This is a genomic window from Archangium primigenium, from assembly GCF_016904885.1.
Classification (GTDB): Bacteria; Myxococcota; Myxococcia; order Myxococcales; family Myxococcaceae; genus Cystobacter; species Cystobacter primigenius.
The window spans coordinates 438,934-454,826 of the sequence record NZ_JADWYI010000001.1 but is presented as its reverse complement, the minus strand read 5'-3'; the positions used below and the strand labels follow the sequence as shown (position 1 = coordinate 454,826).

17 protein-coding genes are annotated in these 15,893 nt (G+C 71.3%); 10 read left to right on the top strand and 7 right to left on the bottom strand.

Annotation, left to right across the window (positions count from 1 at the left end):
* Window positions 1-74 precede the first annotated feature (74 nt).
* The 4 genes from I3V78_RS01940 (at window position 75) to I3V78_RS01925 (ending at window position 4,518) form a co-directional block, all read left to right on the top strand.
* A complete protein-coding gene (locus I3V78_RS01940; RefSeq protein ID WP_204484612.1) occupies window positions 75-1,184 on the top strand; it encodes a Kelch repeat-containing protein in 1,110 nt (369 codons plus the stop codon).
* A 240-nt stretch (window positions 1,185-1,424) separates the two neighbouring features.
* Window positions 1,425-1,781: a DNA-binding response regulator gene (locus I3V78_RS01935; RefSeq protein ID WP_338023445.1), complete on the top strand. Its 357-nt coding sequence runs from the start codon at window positions 1,425-1,427 to the stop codon at window positions 1,779-1,781.
* Complete coding sequence (locus tag I3V78_RS01930; protein ID WP_204484611.1) at window positions 1,774-2,292, top strand: DUF6232 family protein; 519 nt, start codon at window positions 1,774-1,776, stop codon at window positions 2,290-2,292. The genes I3V78_RS01935 and I3V78_RS01930 overlap by 8 nt, the downstream gene beginning before the upstream one ends.
* 72 nt (window positions 2,293-2,364) lie before the next feature.
* Window positions 2,365-4,518, top strand: a complete 2,154-nt coding sequence (locus tag I3V78_RS01925; RefSeq protein ID WP_204484610.1) for a sensor histidine kinase — start codon at window positions 2,365-2,367, stop codon at window positions 4,516-4,518.
* A gap of 46 nt (window positions 4,519-4,564) precedes the next feature.
* On the opposite strand, the gene I3V78_RS01920 is transcribed toward I3V78_RS01925, so the two are convergent.
* On the bottom strand, window positions 4,565-5,206 hold the full coding sequence (locus I3V78_RS01920; RefSeq protein ID WP_204484609.1) for a response regulator: 642 nt from the start codon (window positions 5,204-5,206) through the stop codon (window positions 4,565-4,567).
* A 166-nt stretch (window positions 5,207-5,372) separates the two neighbouring features.
* On the opposite strand from I3V78_RS01920, the gene I3V78_RS01915 reads away from it, so the two are divergent.
* Together I3V78_RS01915 and I3V78_RS01910 are read left to right on the top strand one after the other, a co-directional pair.
* Complete coding sequence (locus I3V78_RS01915) at window positions 5,373-5,933, top strand: DUF4879 domain-containing protein (RefSeq protein ID WP_204484608.1); 561 nt, start codon at window positions 5,373-5,375, stop codon at window positions 5,931-5,933.
* A 231-nt stretch (window positions 5,934-6,164) separates the two neighbouring features.
* On the top strand, window positions 6,165-6,674 hold the full coding sequence (locus I3V78_RS01910) for a PTS sugar transporter subunit IIA (protein WP_204484607.1): 510 nt from the start codon (window positions 6,165-6,167) through the stop codon (window positions 6,672-6,674).
* 24 nt (window positions 6,675-6,698) lie between these two features.
* On the opposite strand, the gene I3V78_RS01905 is transcribed toward I3V78_RS01910, so the two are convergent.
* Entirely contained in the window at window positions 6,699-6,902 is a 204-nt protein-coding gene (locus tag I3V78_RS01905) for a hypothetical protein (RefSeq protein ID WP_204484606.1), read from the bottom strand.
* A gap of 237 nt (window positions 6,903-7,139) precedes the next feature.
* Between I3V78_RS01905 and I3V78_RS01900 the strand changes: the two genes are divergently transcribed.
* The 3 genes from I3V78_RS01900 (at window position 7,140) to I3V78_RS01890 (ending at window position 8,855) form a co-directional block, all read left to right on the top strand.
* Window positions 7,140-7,769: a hypothetical protein gene (locus tag I3V78_RS01900; RefSeq protein ID WP_204484605.1), complete on the top strand. Its 630-nt coding sequence runs from the start codon at window positions 7,140-7,142 to the stop codon at window positions 7,767-7,769.
* A gap of 33 nt (window positions 7,770-7,802) precedes the next feature.
* Window positions 7,803-8,465 (top strand): hypothetical protein, encoded by a 663-nt coding sequence (locus tag I3V78_RS01895; protein WP_204484604.1) that lies wholly within the window; start codon window positions 7,803-7,805, stop codon window positions 8,463-8,465.
* Between the two features lie 165 nt (window positions 8,466-8,630).
* A complete protein-coding gene (locus I3V78_RS01890) occupies window positions 8,631-8,855 on the top strand; it encodes a hypothetical protein (protein WP_204484603.1) in 225 nt (74 codons plus the stop codon).
* A gap of 31 nt (window positions 8,856-8,886) precedes the next feature.
* Here I3V78_RS01890 and I3V78_RS40450 read toward each other — a convergent pair whose 3' ends face one another.
* From I3V78_RS40450 to I3V78_RS01865, 5 genes are all read right to left on the bottom strand, one after another.
* The gene (locus tag I3V78_RS40450; RefSeq protein ID WP_476756481.1) at window positions 8,887-9,528 is read right to left on the bottom strand and encodes a DUF7738 domain-containing protein; all 642 of its coding nucleotides are present in this window, start codon (window positions 9,526-9,528) and stop codon (window positions 8,887-8,889) included.
* A 3-nt stretch (window positions 9,529-9,531) separates the two neighbouring features.
* Window positions 9,532-10,059: a DUF7738 domain-containing protein gene (locus tag I3V78_RS01880; RefSeq protein ID WP_204484601.1), complete on the bottom strand. Its 528-nt coding sequence runs from the start codon at window positions 10,057-10,059 to the stop codon at window positions 9,532-9,534.
* Between the two features lie 29 nt (window positions 10,060-10,088).
* Window positions 10,089-12,443, bottom strand: coding sequence for an HET-C-related protein (locus I3V78_RS01875; protein WP_204484600.1), 2,355 nt, complete (start codon window positions 12,441-12,443; stop codon window positions 10,089-10,091).
* 68 nt (window positions 12,444-12,511) lie between these two features.
* Window positions 12,512-13,858 carry a sigma-54-dependent transcriptional regulator gene (locus I3V78_RS01870; protein WP_204496384.1) on the bottom strand — a complete coding sequence of 449 codons (1,347 nt, stop codon included), beginning with the start codon at window positions 13,856-13,858 and terminating at the stop codon, window positions 12,512-12,514.
* 60 nt (window positions 13,859-13,918) lie between these two features.
* Window positions 13,919-14,665: a GNAT family N-acetyltransferase gene (locus tag I3V78_RS01865; protein ID WP_204484599.1), complete on the bottom strand. Its 747-nt coding sequence runs from the start codon at window positions 14,663-14,665 to the stop codon at window positions 13,919-13,921.
* A gap of 234 nt (window positions 14,666-14,899) precedes the next feature.
* On the opposite strand from I3V78_RS01865, the gene I3V78_RS01860 reads away from it, so the two are divergent.
* Window positions 14,900-15,892, top strand: coding sequence for a glutathione S-transferase C-terminal domain-containing protein (locus I3V78_RS01860; RefSeq protein ID WP_204484598.1), 993 nt, complete (start codon window positions 14,900-14,902; stop codon window positions 15,890-15,892).
* Window position 15,893 lies beyond the last annotated feature (1 nt).

The window sequence follows — 15,893 nt, the reverse complement described above, 5'->3', positions numbered from 1 at the left end:
ACCCGGAGCGTCCGGGGACGCGCCTTTCCCCCCGCGGCCACTTCCCGGCCGCATCTCCCGACGGATGGTGCTCCATGAAGACAACCCCCCTGTCGTTGCTCCTGGCGGGTCTCGCCACCCTGGCCACGGGCTGCCAGCCCGAGGACACCCTCGCGGCGCCGGCGTCCCCCGAGGCGCTCGTGTCCCAGTCGGCCGCGCTGAGCGTGGGCACCTGGACGGCCAACGCGCCCTCCCAGAACCCGTACCCCTCCGGCCACACCGCCACCCTGCTCAACGGATCGGGCGACGTGCTGGTGACGCGCGACGGCACGGCCGAGGTCTACAACCCCTACACGAACACGTGGCGGAGCACGGGCGCGATGTCCTTCCCGCGCTCGCGCTATGCCGCCACCGCGCTCGCCTCGGGCAAGGTGCTGGTGTCGGGCAGCGGTTTCAGTGACCGGATCGTCCCGTCCCCGAGCGCCGAGGTGTACGACCCGGCCACCGGGACGTGGAGCAACACGGCGCCCATGCTCGCCAACCACATGAACCACACCAGCGTGTTGCTGGACTCGGGCAAGGTGCTGGTGGTGGGCGGCGAGCAGGCCTGGAGCCGCAGCGGGCCGGTGGGCCCCTCCTGCGAGCTGTACGATCCGGACACCAACACGTGGACCGACGCCGCCCAGGGCTTCCTGCCGCGCACCCGGGTCGCCTTGACGGTGCTCTACTCGGGCAAGGTGCTGGCGTCGGGTGGAGGCCTGTGGCTGACGGGCAGCGGCGAGAGCACGGGGCTCGTGAACTTCTATGATCCGGCGACCAACACGTGGTCCCTCGCGGGCTCCCTGACGCCTCGCCAGGGCCATTCGGCCATCCAGCTGTACTCGGGACTGGTGATGCTCGTCGGCGGCCTGCAGACCGGCCCCGTGGAGCTCTTCAACCCCTACACCGGAGACGTCACCCAGACGGCCCCCCTGCCGCTCGCCAACGTCGTCTCCGCGACGATGCTCTACTCGGGCGAGGTGCTGGTGACCAACGACGCGGGCCAGGCGGCGGTGTATGACGCAGGCGCCGACACGTGGCGCTCCGCGGCGAACCTGAACGTGGCGCGCGGCGCGCCCACGGCCACGCGGCTGCACACCGGCGAGGTGCTGTTCGTGGGCGGCTCGGGCACCAGCCCCCAGGCCGTGGAGCGCTTCACGCGCTAAGTCATGGCGCCCGGCCCCGGGCGCGCGCCGCGTCATGAGCGCGGGGGTGTGGGAATCCGCCAGGGCACCGTGGCAGGTTGCCAGGGCGGAGGTCTCCCCGCGCCCATGCCCCGAGGCGGACGGTCGGGGCATGTGGCTTGCTGGAGGGAGAGGGGGAGAGGAGCCCCCCTGGTCCATGTCCCCCACCGTGTCGTCCCGCGTCATGATCGTGCCGGACGCCCCGCTCCCGCCGAGGCCGCGGTGAGCCTGGAGGGGGCGCTGCCCCGCGAGGCGCGGCTGCATGGGGCGGACGAGTCCCTGCGCGCGCTCCTGCGCGACGTGCTGGACGACATGGGCATCCGCCTGGCGCCGGAGGAGGACGCGGCGCGGCCGGACGTGGTGCTGGCCCTGGTGGAGCGCGAGGACAGCGTGTCGCGCGTGCTTCAAGAGGTGGCGGAGGCCTCGGGCCCCACCCCGGTGCTGGTGCTGTTGCCCTTCGAGGACGCGCGGCTGCGCTGCCTGGCCATGCGGCTGGGCGCTCGGGGCTGCTACGCGCTGGGCACGCCCCTGGAATCGCTCAAGCGGTTGTTGCGCGGCACGGAGGTCCCCCATGAATGACGCTCGCTTCCCGGCACGTCCCCGCTCCCGGCCGTGGGGCCTGTGCGCCGTGGCGCCGCCGCCCCCGGCGCCCCCGGGCGAGCACGTGTGGGTGGAGGCCGAGGGCCTGCGCCTCACCAACGAGCGGCTGGAGGTGGCCGGGGGCTCCTGGGGCCTGGCGGAGCTGCGCGGCTATGGCACGCGGCGCGAGTCCCCGGGCCTCGTCCTGCCGCTGGTGCTGGGCGCGGGCGCGGCCCTGGTGGTGCCCGCCCTGCTCTTGCAGCCCGGCTCCTTCCGGGTGACGGCCGCGCTGGTGGTGGCCACGCTGCTCGTCTTCGCCGCCATTGGCCGGCTGGTGGCCGCCGCGGACACCTACTGGCTCGTGGTGCGCACCGCCGAGGGCGAGCGCCCCATCTGGCACTGTCAGGACCATCAGCTCTTCGCCCGGGTGGAGCGGGCGCTCGGCGAGGTGCTGCCGCCCGCGTCGGCCGCCCGCCCTCCGGCGGCGCGTCGGCTTGTCCTGGTGCGCTGACGCGGGGCGCGTCTGGCGCCTCTCGCGGTGCGTCGTCTAGCGTCCGGCCCCTTCTTCTTCCCGGGATGGTGCATGGCCGGATGGTTTTCCTCTCCCCCGCGGGTCTCCCCGCAGACCTTGCTGGCCCTGGCGGCCGGCGTCTGCGCGCTCGTCGCGGGAGGGGCCCTGTTCCTGGCGAGCCAGGCCCCGGCGCTGGGGCTGCGGCTGGTGGAGCACGAGGCGGGCGGTGTCCGGGTCGCGGAGGCGTCCGAGGCCGGGCCGCTCGCGCCGGGCACGGTGCTGCGCGCGGCCCTCACGCCCTCGGGCCGGGTGCCCCTGGAGGGCCTGCTCCTGGTGGACGAGCCGGACCAGCTCGGCCCCTGGGAGCGCTACGACGACTTCATCGCGCGGCACACGGCGCTCGCGGACGCGGCGGCGCGCGGGGCGCTCGTCGTGGAGCGGGAGGACGGGGGCACGGTGCCGCTCGTCACCCACCCGCGGGGCCTCGCCGCGCTGCCCTGGCTCTTCTGGTACCAGGTGCTGGTGGGGTGCGCGGGCTTCCTGCTCGCCGCGGGCATGCTGGCCTTCCGGCCCTCGGACGGGCCCGCGCGCCACTTCGCCCTCTCCGGCCTGGGCATGCTCCTGTTCTGCTGCGCCGCGGCCGTGTACAGCACCCGCGAGTTCCTCCTGGACGGCCGCCTCCTGTGGGCCCTGTCCATGACGAACATGTTTGGCGCCACCTTCTTCACCGCCGCGCTGGTGGCGCTGCTCGCGTGCTACCCGCGCCACCTGGGTTGGGGCTGGCCCCTGGCGTACGTCGTGCAACTCGCGGTGGCGGGCGCCGCCATGCTCGGGTGGACGCCCGGGGTGAGCTGGATTCACGGCTTCGTGCTGGCGCTCTTCTCCACCACCTTCGTGCTGGCGCTCGTGCAGTGGTGGGGCACGCGGGGCCGGCCCGTGGAGCGCGCGGCGCTCATGTGGTTCCTCCTGTCCATCTACCTGGGCACGTGCCTGTTCGCGGGCGCGGTGCTGCTGCCCGCCTTCCTGGGCGTGGCGCTGCCGGTGGCGCAGGGGGTGATGTTCGCGGTGTTCCTCTTCATGTTCGCGGGCATCGCCCTGGGCATCACCCGCTACCGCCTGTTCGAGCTGGACCGGTGGTGGTTCCGGGCGCTGAGCTGGTTTCTGGGCGGCGTGGCCGTCATCCTCTTCGACTTCGCGCTGGCGGCGGTGCTGCAGGTGTCGCAGCTCGGCGCGCTCGGGGTGGCCCTGGCGGCGTCCGGCTGGCTCTACTTCCCGCTGCGCCAGGCGGTGTGGTCGCGCTGGCGGCGCCGGGCGGGACGGGACCGGGGAGACCGCGCGGGCCAGTGGATGCTCGCGCTCTTCTCCGCCCGCACCGAGGAGGCGCTGCGCTCCCAGTGGCATGGCCTCTTGCGCGCCGAGTTCGCCCCCCTGGAGCTGCTGGAGAGCGAGGAGCCCGTGGCCACGGCGCGCGTGTCCCAGGACGGCCTGGAGCTGACCCTGCCCGCGCTCCGGGACGGGCACGCGCTGCGCTTGCGCCACCCCGCGCGCGGCAGTCGCCTGTTCCGCCGCGAGGACATCGAGGACGCCCAGGTCATCGCCGGCATGGCGCGGCGCGCCCTGGAGGCCCAGCGCGAGCGCGAGCAGGGGGCGCTGGCCGAGCGGGGCCGGCTCATGCGCGACCTGCACGACGACCTGGGCGCCAAGCTCCTGTCGCTCGTGTACATGGCGCGCGAGAGCGAGACGGAGGCGCTGGCGCGCTCGGCGCTCCGGGACATGCGCGACGTGCTCACGGCCCTGGAGGCGGCGTCGTGCTCGCTGGCCGAGGCCCTGGGGGACTGGGGCGCGGAGACGCGGGGGCGCGCGGAGGCCATGGGCTTCCAGCTCGTCTGGACGGAGGAGGGCACGGGCGCGGAGCGCTGGCAGCTGAGCGCCCGCCAGCGCACCAACATCGGCCGCGTGCTGCGCGAGTCCATCACCAACGCGCTCAAGCACGCGCGCGCCGAGCGCCTGGAGGTGCGGGTGCGCTGGAGCGACGGTCAGCTCTCCCTGTCCGTCGAGGACGACGGGGCCGCGGGGCCCAGCGAGCCCTCGGCGTGGAAGACGGGCACCGGCACCCGCGCCATCCGCCAGCGCGCCGCGGACCTCGGCGGCACGGTGTCGTGGGAGGCGGGCGCGGCCGGGTGCCGGGTGGAGCTGCGCGTGCCGCTGGAGGCCCCGGCGGCGTGACGCCCGCCTCCCCGCCCGGGTGGCCGCCCCCCCGCGTTCGCGGGAGTCAGTCCCCGATGGGCACGATGCCCCGGCGCGCCGCCTCCAGGGCCGCCTCGGCGCGGGTGGACACCCCGAGCTTGCGGTAGATGTCCTTCACGTACCCCCCCACCGTGTGCCGGCTGAGCGCGAGCACGTCCGCCGCGGCGGCGATGCTCAGGCCCTTGGCCAGCAGCGTGAGCACCTCCACCTCCCGGGGCGTCAGGGACTCGTGGGTGGGCTCGGTGGCGGGCGGCGCGAAGAAGCCGAGCAGCCGCCGGGCGATGGAGGGCGAGAGCACGGGCACCCCCTCGGCGATGCCCTGGAGCATCTGCACGAGGTGCGTGCGCGACTGGTCCTTGAGCACGTAGCCCTGGGCCCCGGCGCGCAGGGCGGGAAACAGGTGCTGGTCGCCATCGAGGATGGTGGTCACGATGCGCAGCGTGGTGGGGTGGCGCTCGCGCAGCGCGTGCAGCACGTCCACCCCGCTGCCGTCCGGCAGCCCCAGGTCCACCAGCGCGATGGCCGGCGAGCGCCCCGCGAGCCGCTCGAGCGCGCCGCGCACGCTCGCCACCACGTCCACCTGGATGCCTGGAAAGGCCGCGATCAACACCGCCCGCAGCCACTCCTGGGCATCCTGCCGGTCCTCCACGATCAACCCCGAGTTCATCGTCCGTCTCTCGCCCGCGACGTGTCACCCCCGTGTTCACGGGCTGACGCTCGCCGACGCCTCCAGGTAGTCACTTTCGCACCTCGCCCCGGGCCACGCATCCTCGCGACGCCCTGGGTGTGGGTCGCGTCACCTGCCGTGACGCTCGAACCGGGGGTTCACACGCATGAAGAAGCACGTGGTTGGCGCCGTGATGGGGCTGTGGATGCTGGGCGGCTGTGGCGTCGAGGCGCCCGGGGAGGCGCCGTCCGCGGAGGCGGCCCCTGCTCCGGCGGCGACCCTGCCCCTCATGTCCCCCCTGCGGGCGCACCCGGCGGAGAGCGCCCCGCTGGCGCCGCCGTCCGACGAGGTCCGGGCCCAGGGCCCCGCGCCGGAGCTGTACAAGGTCGTGGTCCTGGCCGTGTGCTCGGCGGCCTTCGAGGCCGTGTACACGCCCTACCAGTGCGAGGCCGTCACCAGCGGCGGCACCACCGCCTTCAACCACGGCGGCGCGTGGATGGAGGTCATCACCGAGGAGCGCGGCTACCGCGCCTCTGGCTCGGCCACCATGGCGGGCAACGCCACGACGCAGCTGGCCACGCAGAACATCGTGGATCCGAGCACCAGCACCATCATCGGCTACTACCGCTGGTGGCTCGCGGACGGCTACGCGAGCGGCACGTTCACCTATACGGCCACGTCCATCAACACCTACCAAGTGTGGAACGCCTCGGTGTCCATCCTCTGAACCGCGCCCCCATCCTGCCCCGAGGGGCGGGACGCGCGTTGGTTGGACGTCCTTGTTTTTCCTCGGGTGCGCCAGCCGACATCCCGCCCCGGCGGACGCTTCTGTCCGGGGCGTGGGGGACTTGCCGATACGCGAGACCATTCCGAGCATGTGCGTCGGGGGGAGGCTGACGCCCCGGCCGCCGCGCCACCGCGCGCACCGGAGACGCCGCCTCATTCAGGGAGGCACCCAATGCGCTTCACCGAGCACCTGCCGGAGAATTGTATCGTCCCGACCCTGTGGAGCCGGGACCGGGGAGGCGTGCTGCACGAGCTGGCGGGGACGCTGGCGGCGAGCACCGGCGCCTCCCTGAAGAAGGTGGAGGAGCAACTGAGCCTGCGCGAGCGCCTCTGCAGCACGGCCATCGGCGAGGGCGTCGCCATTCCGCACTGCCGGGTGGAGCGGCTGCGCCAGGTGATGGCGTGCGTGGCGGTGAGCCCCGAGGGCGTGGACTTCGGAGCCCGGGACGGCCGGCCCGTGCGGCTGTGGGTGACGCTGGTGTCGCCGGAGCAGGACGCGGGCCACCACCTGCGCATGCTCGCGCGCATCGCGGCGCTGCTGCGCGACGCGCGGCTGAGCCAGGCGGTGCTCTCCGCGCCGAGCGCCTCGGCCATCCGCGGCCTCTTCGTCCGGGCCGAGGACGCCTACCTGGCGTCCCGTCCGCCCCGCAACGACCTGGCCCTGCCCGCGATGGGGCTCTGAGCGAGGGGGCTCTGAGCCCCCGGCTCAGTGCACCTGGCGGACGTTGAAGGCCTGGGGTCCTCCATCCAGGCCCTCCAGCTCCAGGTCGAACTCCACCGGCGTGCCCGGCCCGGCCTCCTCGAGGTCGCGGCTCAGGTTGAGCGACAGGAAGCTCACCTCCTGGCCATTGGCGAGTTGAATGCGGCCCGGCTCCAGCTCGCCCGCCGGGCGGATGATGGTTCCGATCATCGTGGACTCCTCGTGGTGTGTGGGAAAACCCCTCCTGCGAGCGTGTGCACCCGGGCGGAGAGGTTCAACCCGCGCCCCTCCAGACAGTTTGTCCCGCGGGCCCCCGGGGGCGCCGGGTCAATCTGTCGGTGAGCGGCCAGGGCCTCACCGCTCCCTCTCTCGGACGCCTTGCTGGCATGTGGGCTGCAATTCCTCCTGGCACGCCGCGGACAACAACGGCGCCTGGGGAGGATGTCCATGCGGACATGGCTGAGTTGGATGGGAAGTCTCGGGTTGGGGCTCGCGGCCCCGCCCGCGGGGGCCGACACGGGCCCGGACACACGCCACACGGTGTTGTTGGTGCAACCCCTGCGCATGGGCACGGGCACGCTGGGGCTGGGGGTGGAGCACGCCGTGGGGGAGCGGGTGGCGCTGTCGGGCGCGCTGCACGGCTCGCTCGTCGTGGACTCCTTCCGGCTGGCGCCCGGGATCGATCCCGCGACCTCGCAGCGGGTGGGGGTGGACGTGGACCCCGGCGTGCACGTCTACCTGACGGGCCGCGCGCCCGAGGGCCTGTGGGTGGGTCCCCACCTGGAGGCCTCGTGGGAGCGCAACACCACCCAGACCTTCTTGTTCGACGGCGTGACCCGTCGGCCGGTCGAGCTGCGGTCGACGACGCTCTACTACGGGGCGAGCGCGCGCGTGGGTTACACGGCCATCCTCGCCCCGGGCCTGTCGGCGCAGGTGGGGCTGGGCCTCACGGCGCTGCGCATCCACGCGGTGACGCGCAACCCCACCCGGGACGGCTCGGAGACGGTGGAGGTGACGACGAACCGCCCCTGGTCCGTGGCCCCCCGGCTGATGGTGGGCGTGGGCTGGGCGTTCTGACGGCGTGTCTCTCTTTCCTGAAAGGAATCAACCATGCGGACGTGGATGAAGGCCCTGATGGGCGTGGGTGTGTCGTTGCTGCCGTTGAGCGCGGTGGCCCAATCCGGGACGGACCTGGAGACGGAGGCCGGGGGGGCGCGGGAGGTGCGGCGCACGGTCCTCCTGGCGCAGCCGGGCATGCTGGGCCAGGTGGGCGTGGGCGTGGAGCGGGCGCTCGGCACGCACGTGGCCCTGGCGGGCGCGGTGACGGCGAGCGTGAACCTCAATGACTTGCGGTGGGGCGAGGGCGAGGACACGGGGTTCTCCTCCTCGCAGTGGGGGCTGGGCGTGGACCCGGGCGTGCACGTCTACCTCGCGGGCCGCGCACCCGAGGGCCTGTGGGTGGGGCCGCACGTGGAGGTGAGCGGGGTCTACAACACCTCGCGCCACGAGGGCGTCTCCTCGGAGGGCCCCCAGAGCGAGGAGAGCGGGTGGCGCTCGTTCACCTACGGGGCGAGTGCGCGGGTGGGCTACACCCTCATCCTCTCGCCGGGCTTCTCGGCGCAACTGGGCGCGGGGCTCATGGCGCAGCGCACCTACCAGCAGGACGGAGTGATCGGGGGCCCCCTCTCGGCGCCCTCCGGGGGGGAGAAGAGCTACCTGCGCTCCTGGTCGGTGGCACCGCGCATGACGCTCGCGGTGGGCTGGGCGTTCTGAGCCGGCCCCTCCCCGTGGCGCGATGCCCCGGTGTTCCAGATCGCCCCACCCCGGGACGTGGCGGGACGCCCCAAGGGGGGGCCGGGCGCCGGTGCTTCCGAGGGGACGCCGGCTGGCACGCCCGTCGCACTGCCTCCGTGGGTCTGGTCAGGAGCGGAGCGCGTCATGAATCTGGGAGCCGGGGTGCTGGGGTGCGTGGGCGTGGGCACGGTGCTGGCGCTGGGCGCGGTGGTGGCGGACTGGTGGAGCCCGAGTGTCACCACGCTCATCTGCCTGGGGCTGGTGTCGGCGCAGGCGGTGGCGCTCGCCGTGCCGTTCTGCCGTCCGCGCGCGCCGGTCCTGGACGAAACCCCCGCCCCTCAAGGCGGGGCGAGGGCGCCTCGCGGGTGAGGGCGCGGTCACCCGCCTTTGGCGGCGACACTCACGGCTGGCCGGTCTCCTGCTTGATGCGGAGCTCCTCCTGACGGACCTCCTCGAGGCGCTCGGGAGGCGTTTCGAGGAGGGGCTTGGACATGCCGAAGGTCGTGAGTGAGCGGTCGTGGCCATATTGGAGGTGGATGGCGAAGGCCGCGACGTTGTACCGGTAGAGCCCCTGGGTGTGCCCTCGGCCGAAGGACTTGCCCTTCTTGTCTCGATTGATGTCGTTGATGTCGGACTTGGATGTGATGGGGCCGCCATCCACGAAGAGTCGGCCTGGGAAGAGCTTGTGGGGCCAGAAATCGGGCTCGCCCGTGGTGAGCGGGGAGCGCATGGTCCGGCCCATCAAGACCTCGAAAGACTCGGGTCCGGGACGGTGCGGTTCCTGATCGTAGAGATAAAGTCCAAGTTCGTCCCAGGTGAGGATGCCGTCGCGTTCTCGACTGGGAGGTCCGAGGACTTGCCGCCAGCTTTCGGTGTTCTCCCAATCCAGGAGTTGCCCGTTGTAGCGCACGGAGATGCCCTCCACTGAGAGGAGGGGAGACGTCGCGGTGCCTGGGGCTGGGGGCGGCGGGGGCTTTGATTCCTGGCACCCGCTCAGCAGCAGGAGCACGAGGCTCCACTTTATCCACGTGGTGATGTTCATTGCTTATTGTGTGATGCTGAAGACCGTGAGCGAACGGTCATGACCATAGTCAAGGCGAAGGTAGAATTCGCCGAGGTTGTAACTGTAGACCCCACTCATGTAGTCACGGCCGAAGGATTTGCCTTTCTTGTCCCGGTTGATGTCGTTGATGTCAGATTTGGAGGTAACCGGACCGCCATCCACGAAGAGCCGACCTGGAAAGAGTTTGTGTGGCCATGACTCGGGCTCTCCCTGAGTGAGGGGAGAATGCATGGTGCGTCCTAGGAGCACTTCGAGGGACTCGGGCCCGGGACTTTGATCGTTTTTATCGTGGAGGAAGAGCCCGAGTTCATCCCAGGTGAGGATGCCCTCGTGCTCCCGGCTGGGCGGTCCGAGAACCTGTCTCCAGCGCTCTGTGTTGCCCCAATCCAAGAGCTGCCCGTTGTACCGGACCGCAGTGCCATCCACGGTAAGGAGCGGAGACGTGGCGGTTCCTGGGGATGGGGGCGGCGGGGGCTTTGACTCCCGGCACCCGCTCAGCAGCAGGAACATGAGGCCATACCTCACCCAGGAGAGGGGACTCATCGCCCACCCTTTTGCATGAACTGGAGGGCTCGCTTCTTCATCGACTGGAGGCGTTGGGAGGACTGTTTTGTCCAGTCCACCATCCAGCTCTTCGAGCCCAAGCGGGTGAGGGTTGCCCGGTGACCGGGAATCCATGCCTGGACGTGTTCCCTCATCCACCCAGCGCTCCCTTGTGGCGCGATCAGCGCGGGGTGCAGGAAATAGCGGGACGCCGTGAGGACGACCTCCTCCGCGGTGGCCCGACCACTCCAGGCGCGCTGCATGGCCTTCCCCACGTCCAGCACGGCACCCGCCGCGAGATTGGCCGCCAGCGTGTGCAGGGGGTGGTCATCGTGGTCCTTGGCCAGCTGGGTATGGGTGGGGTCGGTGCTCATGGGGTTGCGCAAGAAGGCCGTTTGCGCGTCGTCGATGACATTGGCCACGGAGTGGATGATGCCCCCCAGTGTCGCCGTGACCGCATGCAACGTCATTCCCACGGTCGCGCAGCCCAGGTTGGCGAGCGTGGGGTATTCTTTCTCCAAGGCATGGAGCTTCCCCAGGAATCCCCCCAGGGTATTGCGGCTCTCGTTGTACCCTTGATCCTCCAAGATGATCAGGCCGATTCGCGTGCCGGACGTCATCTCTCCCGCGATGCATTTCTTTTCCTTGCTCATCGATTCCGCGAGGCCCAGGGTGAGGCTCGCCACGGTGTCCAGTCCGCCGAACTGACCACTGGTCAGGACCAGCGCGGAGGCGTTTCCCGCCTTCGCGCCTTGTGCGGGAACCCAGGGCTCCACCCACACCCCGAGATGGATGAGCATCAACTCCACGAAGTTGGTGTGGCTGAAGAAGTCCTCCAGGGTGTGCAGGGCATGGCCGAAGTGCCGGTACCCGTCGGGCGTGCGGCCGTGCTTCACCGCGATGCGCAATTGATTGCTCAGGTAGTGGAACGCGCTGTAGGGCGCGTCCGGCGCGGGGCCGCCGCGGGTACCGGGAATCTGGATGAGCCCAGGCGTGTCCTGACTCGTGAAGATGTAATTCAGGCCATCGAAGGTCTTCTTTCGACAGCCGATCTTCGTGAAGAGCTGCCGAGAGACCTCGGCCTTGCTGTCGGTGCCGAAATTGTGGTGTGCGAGTTCCTGCCAGGTGAGCCCGTTGGCGCGTGCGATGCTGTCCAGTGTCTCACCGTCCTTCACGCGATGCGCCTTCGGCGGCCGTTCTCCCGTGTGGCCACCGGTGCGAATGAAATTCTTCATCCTCAGGGAGTTGACCGCCAACTCCTCGGCCATGACGGCCCCTCGGAACGCCGGGTCGACGGACCGGGCATCCGTGATGCCATTCGGGTTGTCGATGTGTTCCTCGTTCCGGTAGACGCCCAGTCTTTGACTGTCGACGCGAAATGACGATGTGTCCGACAGGTCTTCGTTGCTGAACTTCTCACTCGCCAGGACATCCACAACGCGTGTGATGGTCTCTCGGGACAGCCCTGTGTAGACGGGAGCGCCCTTCTTTCGGACCAGTTTGGGGTCGACGAGCTGGGAGTGGTCGCGCAGCCAATTACCGAAATAGATGGCGGTTCGAACCTGAAGCGGAAAACCCGCCTTCTCCAATGCATCCTCGATGGACTCATGTCCGAAAGAGTCCGCGCGTCCCGAGCCCCGCCCCGCGCCGAAGTACTCCAGCCCTCCCGCTCGGGCGTCGTCCCACTGCTCCGGCGCGCGCACGAAGCGCTGCACGGCCGCCGTCATCCCCGCGTATTCCACCTCCAGCTCCACGGAGCCCTCGGTGGTGGTGTGGCGGGCGAACGCGCGGCGCTGCTGACCCTGGGCGTAGCCGAAGTCGATGAGCGCGTAGGCCAGCCGGGCGCCCTCGTCCAGCGGGGCGTCTCCCTTCACCGCGCTGTAGTGCGTGCGCAGCAGGTGATCCACGTGGTGGCCAAACTCCTCGACGAGGCAGGCGAGCAGCTTCCAGGCCTCCTCATTGTCCCGCCGGGCCTGGAGCACCAGCGCGTGCGCGACGAGGATGGAGCGGCTCTGGGCGTGGTAGGCCGCCGGGTGTCCGTCGAGTAGATCGCACACGAGGACGAGCCGGGCCGGAGGCAGGGCGCCCTGGAGCACGTCGGTGCGCAGGCGCAGGGACGCGGTCCGGGGAATGTCCTCGCCGAAGAGCAGCCGCAGCCATGTCGCCCACTCCTCGGGTGGCATCGACTCGGCGAGCGAGCGCAGCTCGTCCGGGGCCAGGGTGCTGTGGAGCGCTTCTCCTTCCACGGCGACCCAGGTGACGGTGTTCCGGGGCCGAGGGGCCTCCGTGCCGCGCCGTGGACCCACCCCGGACGACGACCCCTTCGACAGCACCTCGCGCGGCCACGTCATGACGCCCCCCTCGGGTGAACTCGCGGCGCCAGTGTCCCGTCGGGTCCTCGCCCCGGTCAAGCCAGGGCTCACCCGGGCCCGGGCGGGGCCTCGTACTTCTTGCGCTTGCGCCAGAGCGTGGAGGCGTCGATGCCGAGCACCCGCGCCGCCTCGTCCAGGGTGGGAGCGCCCGCCATCACCCGCAGGACGTGCTCGCGCTCCACCTCCTCCAGCGTGTGCGGCCCCCCGAGCACCACCTGCTGGCCCGTGGCCGCCGCGATGCGCTCGGGAAACGCCTGGGGCTCGAGCACCGCCGCGGGCCACACGATGAGCGCCCGCTCCACCGCGTTCCTCAGCTCGCGCACGTTGCCCGGCCACGGGTACGCCTGGAGCATCGCCTCCGTGGCCCGCGACAGCTCCGGCACCGGCCTCCGCGCCGCCCGCGCGAAGAAGCCCACGAAACGCCGCGCCAGGGGCAGGAGGTCCTCGGGCCGCTCGCGCAGCCCCGGCAGCTTCACCTCGATGACGTTGAGCCGGTAGAGCAGGTCCTCCCGGAAGCGCCCCTCGGCCACGTCCTTCTCCAGGTTCCGGTTCGTCGCCGCCACCACCCGCACGTCCGCGCGCCGCGTGCGCCCCTCGCCCAGCCGCTCGAAGCGCTTGTCCTGGAGGAAGCGCAGCAGCTGCGCCTGCAGGGCCGGGCTCATCTCCGCCACCTCGTCCAAAAACAGCGTGCCCCCTTCCGCCTGCTCCACCCGCCCGGGCTGGTCGCGCACCGCCCCGGTGAAGGCGCCGCGCGCGTGGCCGAACAGCTCGCTCGCGAGCAGCTGCTCGGACAGGGTGGGGCAGTTGACGGTGACGAAGGGCCGCTGGCGCCGCGCGCTCCAGGCGTGCAGGGCCCGGGCGAGCACGCCCTTGCCGGTGCCGCTCTCCCCGCGCAGGAGCACCGCCGCGTCGGAGGCCGCCGCCCGGGTGACGAGCGCCACGGCCGCGTGCATGGCCGGGGAGGCCGTGTCCAGCGAGGCCTCGGGCACGGCCTCGGCGAGCTGGCCCTCCAGGCTGCTCAACCGCGCGTCGCGCTCGCGGTGGGTGCGCGCGCGTTCCACCTGATGGCGGATCTGCGCGGGGGTGAAGGGCTTGGGCAGGTAGTCGCGCGCGCCCCGGCGCATGGCCTCCACGGCGGTGTCGAAGGTGGCGTAGGCGGTGATGAGCACCAGGTCCAGCGTGGGGGACTCGGCGAGCAGGCGCGGCAGCAGGTCCAGGCCGCTCGCGGTGCCCAGGCGCAGGTCCACGAAGGCCAGGTCCACCGGGGCCTGGGCGAGCGCGGCGAGCGCGGCCTCGGCCGTGGCGGCCTCGCGCACCTCGCAGCCCAGCCCCTCCAGGCACACGCGCAGGGTGGTGCGGATGTTGCGCTCGTCATCCACCACCAGCACCCGCATGGGCGGGGCCACTGCCTCGGGCACGACCGGTCCTGAGTCCATGGTCCCGACTGTACGCCGCTACTCGTCCTTCGGCGCGGCGGGGGCCTTGGCGGCGGGCGAGGCCTTCTTGCGGCCGCTTCCAGCACCGGACAGGGCGCGCACGAGCTTCGCCTTGCGGCTGCTGGTGACGGCGGGGCCTCCGTCCGGGGACGCCACGCCGATGTTCGGGTTGCCCTCGGGGGTGGCCGCGGGGCGCGGCTTGATGCGGCGGGGGGGCAGGAGGTCCGGCCCGCCGGGCACCTTCTGGGCCATGAAGATGGCGGCGTCCAGCTTGGTGAAGTTGCGCGTGCGGTACCAGCTCAGCGCGGACTCGTTGTTCTCGGCCACCTCCAGCACCAGGTGGGTACAGCCGCGCGTGCGCGCCAGGTGCTGCAGCTGCTCGAGGATGAAGCTGCCCACGCCCCGGCCCTGGTAGTCCGGGTGCACGGCGAGCTCCTCGACGAACAGGGGCCGCATGCCGCGCTTCTCGAACCAGCGCGGGTTGACCCAGTTGTCGTCGCCCGTGGCCTCGAAGGCGCACTCCGAGTAGCCGACGATCTCGTTGTCCACCTCGTAGACGAGCTGTTCGATCCACTCCGAGGAGTACACCTCCAGGAAGCGCCGCTTGGAGCGGGGCCGCTGGTACTCCACCGTCTCCCGATTGACGTCCCGGAAGACGAGCTTGAGGAACTCCCAGGCCCGGTTGAGGTCGCGGCGGTGGATGCGCCGGACCCGGACCTCCAGGGGGCCCGTCTTCTTCTTCGCGGGAGGCTTGCTCTCGGCCATGATTCCCCGTCCTAGCCGAGTCCTCGCGGTGATGCGCGCACAACCGTCCACCCGGGGGCGCTTCCCCGTGGGCCGGGCGTCCGTCTGCCCCTTTTCCCCACTCGGGGTCCCACTTTCTTGGGGCGGACGGGTGACTCATGGCCTGATATCAGCGCACCCACGTCGGGTGGCGACGTGGGGCTTCAACGCTTCAACCCAAGGGCATGTTGTGGGGATGCCGGGAGGCATGTGCACGTGGGACTGTTGGTGGACGGAGAGTGGAAGACGGAGTGGTACGCGCCGGACGCGGACGGTCGGTTCGTGCGTCCCCAGACGCGCTTTCGCGACCGGGTGACCGCGTCGCGCGAGGGGCGCTTTCCCGTGGAGCCGGGCCGCTACCACCTCTATGTCTCCCTGGCGTGTCCGTGGGCGTCGCGCGTGCTCTTGATGCACGCGCTCAAGGGCCTCAAGGACGTGGTGGGCGTCACGGTGGTGGACCCGCGCATGGGGGTGGACGGGTGGTGCTTCGCCAACTTCCCGGGCTCGGATCCGGACCGGCTCAACGGCGCGCGCTTCCTGCGCGAGCTCTACCAGAAGGCGGACCCGCACTACACGGGGCGGGTGACGGTGCCGGTGCTCTGGGATACCCAGGAGCGCACCATCGTCAACAACGAGTCGCGTGAGCTTTTGCGCATGTTCGACACCGAGTTCGACGCCTTCGCCCTGCACCGGGTGACGCTCTGGCCCGAGGGCCTGCGCGAGCGGGTGGACGGGGTCATCAGCGCGCTCTACGAGCCGGTGAACAACGGCGTGTACAAGGCGGGCTTCGCCAAGAGCCAGGCGGCCTACGAGCAGGCCTGTCTGGAGCTGTTCGCCTCGCTGGAGGGCTGGGAGCGGGTGCTGGGCCGGCAGCGCTACGCGTGCGGCGACGTGCTCACCGAGGCGGACATCTGCTTCTACACGACGCTCGTGCGCTTCGACACCGTCTACTACTCGCACTTCAAGTGCAACCTGGCGCGGCTCCAGGACTTCCCCAACCTCTGGCACTACCTGCTCGACCTGTACCAGACGCCGGGCTTCACCCAGGCGACGAACCTGGAGCACATCAAGGTCCACTACTACTGGAGCCAGGACGCGGTGAACCCCACGCGCATCGTGCCCCTGGGGCCGCAGCTGGACCTGACGGTGCGGCACGACCGGGAGCGGTTCGGGCCCCGGCGGGTGACGCCGTTGCCCGAGACCGGGTGAG